Origin of the sequence: Arthrobacter sp. Hiyo1, from assembly GCF_001263615.2 — a bacterium.
In the GTDB taxonomy this organism is placed as follows: domain Bacteria; phylum Actinomycetota; class Actinomycetes; order Actinomycetales; family Micrococcaceae; genus Arthrobacter.
Genome location: NZ_DF952468.1, coordinates 316652 through 320962, shown reverse-complemented (window position 1 = coordinate 320962; position 4311 = coordinate 316652). Strand labels below are relative to the sequence as shown.

The following is a 4311-nucleotide window of genomic DNA, read 5'->3' as shown; positions in this document are numbered from 1 at the left end:
TAGCCTTGGCAGTCTCAGTTGCCTCAGCAGCTGCAGCTTCAGTCACCTGAATGTCCTTTTCGTTATTCTCAACGGTCACAGTGCCAGCCCACCTTCACGTGCGCCGTCAGCGACGGCGGCGATCCGGCCGTGGTACTTGTTACCACCGCGGTCGAAGACAACAGCTTCGATGCCTGCAGCCTTGGCACGCCCGGCAACGAGCTCGCCGACGCGCTTGGCCTTGGCAGTCTTGTCGCCGTCGAATGCACGAAGGTCAGCTTCCAAAGTGGAGGCGTAAGCCACGGTTACACCCTTGCTGTCATCGACAACCTGGACGAAGATGTGGCGTGCGGAGCGGTTGACGACCAGACGAGGACGAACAGCCGTGCCGGTGATGCGCTTGCGGATACGAAGCTGGCGACGGCTGCGTGCAGCAGACTTGCTCTTGTTCGTACGCTTCTTGTTAATTGCGATGGCCATGGTTTACTTACCAGCCTTTCCGACCTTGCGGCGGATAACTTCGCCGGCGTAACGGACACCCTTGCCCTTGTAGGGGTCGGGCTTGCGCAGCTTGCGAATGTTGGCAGCAACCTCGCCGACCTGCTGCTTGGAGATACCAGCGACGGAGAGCTTGGTCGGCCCCTCCACCGTGAAGGTGATGCCTTCCGGAGCGGAGACATTGACCGGGTGGCTGAAGCCGAGAGCGAACTCAAGGTCAGAACCCTTGGCCTGAACGCGGTAACCGGTACCAACGATTTCAAGCTTCTTTTCGTAGCCCTTGGTGACGCCCTCGATCATGTTCGCGATCAGGGTGCGGGTCAGGCCGTGCAGGGAACGCGAAGCGCGCTCGTCGTTCGGGCGGGTGACAGTCAAGGTGCTTTCGTCCAGGGTGACCTCGATCGGGCTGGCTACAGTGTGGCTCAGCTCGCCTTTGGTGCCCTTGACGTTGATGACAGAGCCATCAACCTTAACTTCAACGCCGGCAGGAACGGTGATGGGGAGACGTCCAATACGTGACATTATTCTCTTCCTTTCCCGTTACCAGACGTACGCGAGGACTTCGCCGCCCACGCCCTTCTTGCCGGCCTGCTTGTCAGTCAGGAGGCCGGAAGAGGTGGACAGGATTGCGATACCCAGGCCACCCAGCACGTGAGGCAGGTTGGTGGACTTCGCGTAAACGCGGAGACCAGGCTTGGAAATGCGGCGGACACCAGCAATCGAACGCTCGCGGTTCGGACCGAACTTGAGGTCGATGGTCAGCTTCTTGCCGACTTCGGCTTCCTCTTCCTTCCAAGCAGCGATGTAGCCTTCTGCCTTCAGGATGTCGGCAACGCGTGCCTTGAGCTTGCTGTACGGCATGCTCACGGTGTCGTGGTATGCCGAGTTGGCGTTGCGCAGACGCGTAAGCATGTCTGCGACAGGATCTGTCATAGTCATTGTGGCTCTTGCCCTTCCTCGTAATGGTTTCCGCGTTGGCTGCAAAGCAGCCGCGGCCGGACCTACTACGTAGTTATTAGTCTTCGGATTTGAACGGGAAGCCAAGTGCCTTGAGCAGCGCACGGCCTTCGTCATCGGTCTTTGCAGTGGTGACAACCGTGATGTCCATACCGCGAACGCGGTCGATGGAGTCCTGGTCGATTTCGTGGAACATAACCTGCTCGGTCAGACCGAAGGTGTAGTTGCCGTTGCCGTCGAACTGCTTGCCGTTAAGGCCGCGGAAGTCGCGGATACGGGGCAGGGCGAGGGTCACGAGGCGGTCCACGAATTCCCACATACGGTCCCCACGCAGAGTTGCGTGTGCACCGATGGGCATGCCTTCGCGCAGCTTGAACTGGGCGATCGACTTGCGGGCCTTGGTTACCTGCGGCTTCTGGCCGGTGATCAGGGTGAGGTCGCGGACAGCGCCGTCGATCAGCTTGGAGTCCTTGGCGGCATCTCCAACACCCATGTTCACAACAACCTTCACCAGGCGGGGAACCTGGTTCACGTTCTCGTACTTGAATTCCTCAACCAGGGTCTGCTTGATGGAATCGGCGTACTTCGTCTTCAGACGCGGAACGATCTTCGCTGGAGTCTCGAGAGTCTCAGTCATTAGATGTCCTTCCCGGATGCCTTGGACACGCGGACACGGACGGACTTGGAGACGCCGTCCTTCTCAACGGTCTCGAGACGGAAACCAACGCGGGTCGGCTTCTTGGTCGAGGGGTCAACAAGAGCAACGTTGGAGACGTGGATCGGGGCCTCAACGACCTCGATGCCACCGGTCTTGGTGCCGCGCTGCGACTGACCGACCTTGGTGTGCTTGGTGACTCGGTTGATGCCTTCTACCAGGACGCGGTTGGTCTCGGTGAACACGCGAAGAACCTTGCCCTGCTTGCCACGGTCGCCGCCACGTTCCTGCTTGGCGCCGGTGATGACCTGAACCAGGTCACCCTTCTTGATCTTTGCACCCATGGGTTACAGCACCTCCGGAGCCAGCGAAACGATCTTCATGAACTTCTTGTCACGCAGTTCACGACCAACCGGGCCGAAGATACGGGTACCGCGGGGGTCGCCGTCGTTCTTCAGAATCACAGCTGCGTTCTCGTCAAACTTGATGTAGGAACCATCCGCACGGCGGCGTTCCTTCTTGGTACGAACGATGACAGCCTTGACGACGTCACCCTTCTTTACGTTGCCGCCCGGGATAGCGTCCTTGACGGTTGCGACAATGACGTCGCCAATGCCTGCGTAGCGACGGCCGGATCCACCGAGAACGCGAATGGTAAGGATTTCCTTAGCACCCGTGTTGTCGGCGACCTTCAGTCGCGACTCCTGCTGAATCAATTTTTACTCCTTGCGTCGCGCCGGTTCTCAGACCGAAATGGAGCATACGGAATGAGCCTTGCGGAACGGTTGATCGGGGTGTCTCTTGACCTGCCTGGATTTTGCCAGTGCAGGCCTAAACTCCCGTGCCGCCAGCATCAGCTTCCCTTGCGGAAATAACTGCGCGGGGCAGTATGCCGCGGCACGATTGTTTACGAGGTGGTTGTTGACGCACAACTGGCGCCATACAAACTCAATATCCTAGCACGTTTTATGCTAAGGACCGAAACGCGGAAAGGCCCGCATTCCTTCCGGAATACGGGCCTTCCACCAATCCATATCGCTGCCGGACAAAGCCCGGCGCGGGATTACTTAGCCTTTTCGAGGATCTCGACCAGGCGCCACCGCTTTGTAGCGGACAGCGGGCGGGTCTCAGAGATCAGAACGAGGTCGCCGATGCCGGCGGTGTTCTGCTCGTCGTGAGCCTTGATCTTCGAGGTGCGGCGAATGACCTTGCCGTACAGAGCGTGCTTCACGCGGTCTTCAACCTGAACAACGATGGTCTTTTCCATCTTGTCAGAGACAACGTAGCCGCGACGCGTCTTACGGTAACCGCGCTGTTCGGCGCTGGCTGCTGCTTCCGTCACAGTTTCCTTCTGTTCGCTCACTTGGCGTCCTCTCCAGCCTCGGCTTCGGCCTTCTCAGCCTTGGCTTCTGCCTTCTTGGACTTCTTTTCTTCCTTGGCTTCCACAACCGGTGCGGCAACCTCGGCACGAATGCCCAGCTCGCGCTCACGGAGAACGGTGTAGATGCGTGCGATGTCCTTCTTTACCGCGCGCAGACGACCGTGGTTCTCCAGCTGTCCGGTGGCGGACTGGAAACGCAGGTTGAACAGCTCTTCCTTGGACTTGCGGAGTTCTTCAACGAGACGCTCGTTGTCGAAACCGTCCAGCTGTGCGGGTGCGAGATCCTTCGACCCTACTGCCATTTCTATTCACCACCTTCGCGACGCACAATGCGTGCCTTCAACGGCAGCTTGTGGATTGCCAGGCGCAGTGCCTCGCGAGCTACCTCTTCATTGACACCGGCGAGCTCGAAGAGAACGCGGCCCGGCTTGACGTTTGCGACCCACCATTCCGGAGAACCCTTACCGGAACCCATGCGGGTTTCGGCCGGCTTCTTCGTCAGCGGACGGTCCGGATAAATGTTGATCCAGACCTTACCGCCACGCTTGATGTGGCGGGTCATCGCGATACGGGCAGACTCGATCTGACGGTTCGTGACGTAGGCCGGGCTCAGCGCCTGGATGCCGTACTCACCGAAGGTGACCTTGGTGCCGCCCGTTGCAGCGCCGGAACGACCCGGGTGGTGCTGCTTACGGTGCTTGACTCGACGTGGGATAAGCATTTAAGCCTGTCCTCCTTCTGCTGCGGGAGCAGCAGCTTCAGCTGCCGGAGCCTCTGCAGCAACAGGTGCTGCGTCAGCTGCCGGACGTCGGTACGACGACGGCGGTCACCACGGTCGGCG

The 4311-nt window shown here is 59.4% G+C and carries 9 protein-coding genes; all 9 read right to left on the bottom strand.

Going from position 1 to position 4311, the window contains the following annotated elements:
• Positions 1 to 75 precede the first annotated feature (75 nt).
• Entirely contained in the window at positions 76 to 459 is a 384-nt protein-coding gene (rplR, locus tag AHiyo1_RS01380; protein ID WP_059387369.1) for a 50S ribosomal protein L18, read from the bottom strand.
• A 3-nt stretch (positions 460 to 462) separates the two neighbouring features.
• A complete protein-coding gene (gene rplF / locus AHiyo1_RS01375) occupies positions 463 to 999 on the bottom strand; it encodes a 50S ribosomal protein L6 (RefSeq protein WP_059387368.1) in 537 nt (178 codons plus the stop codon).
• Between the two features lie 18 nt (positions 1000 to 1017).
• On the bottom strand, positions 1018 to 1416 hold the full coding sequence (gene rpsH / locus AHiyo1_RS01370) for a 30S ribosomal protein S8 (protein WP_028265096.1): 399 nt from the start codon (positions 1414 to 1416) through the stop codon (positions 1018 to 1020).
• A 76-nt stretch (positions 1417 to 1492) separates the two neighbouring features.
• Positions 1493 to 2071: a 50S ribosomal protein L5 gene (rplE, locus tag AHiyo1_RS01365; RefSeq protein ID WP_059387367.1), complete on the bottom strand. Its 579-nt coding sequence runs from the start codon at positions 2069 to 2071 to the stop codon at positions 1493 to 1495.
• On the bottom strand, positions 2071 to 2433 hold the full coding sequence (rplX, locus tag AHiyo1_RS01360; RefSeq protein ID WP_059387366.1) for a 50S ribosomal protein L24: 363 nt from the start codon (positions 2431 to 2433) through the stop codon (positions 2071 to 2073). Before rplX ends, rplE begins: the two co-directional genes overlap by 1 nt.
• Before the next feature lie 3 nt (positions 2434 to 2436).
• A complete protein-coding gene (gene rplN / locus AHiyo1_RS01355; RefSeq protein ID WP_003803789.1) occupies positions 2437 to 2805 on the bottom strand; it encodes a 50S ribosomal protein L14 in 369 nt (122 codons plus the stop codon).
• A gap of 347 nt (positions 2806 to 3152) precedes the next feature.
• Complete coding sequence (gene rpsQ, locus AHiyo1_RS01350) at positions 3153 to 3452, bottom strand: 30S ribosomal protein S17 (protein ID WP_059387365.1); 300 nt, start codon at positions 3450 to 3452, stop codon at positions 3153 to 3155.
• On the bottom strand, positions 3449 to 3772 hold the full coding sequence (gene rpmC / locus AHiyo1_RS27700) for a 50S ribosomal protein L29 (RefSeq protein ID WP_059387364.1): 324 nt from the start codon (positions 3770 to 3772) through the stop codon (positions 3449 to 3451). Before rpmC ends, rpsQ begins: the two co-directional genes overlap by 4 nt.
• Positions 3773 to 3774: 2 nt before the next feature.
• Positions 3775 to 4191, bottom strand: a complete 417-nt coding sequence (gene rplP / locus AHiyo1_RS01340; RefSeq protein ID WP_028265101.1) for a 50S ribosomal protein L16 — start codon at positions 4189 to 4191, stop codon at positions 3775 to 3777.
• Positions 4192 to 4311 lie beyond the last annotated feature (120 nt).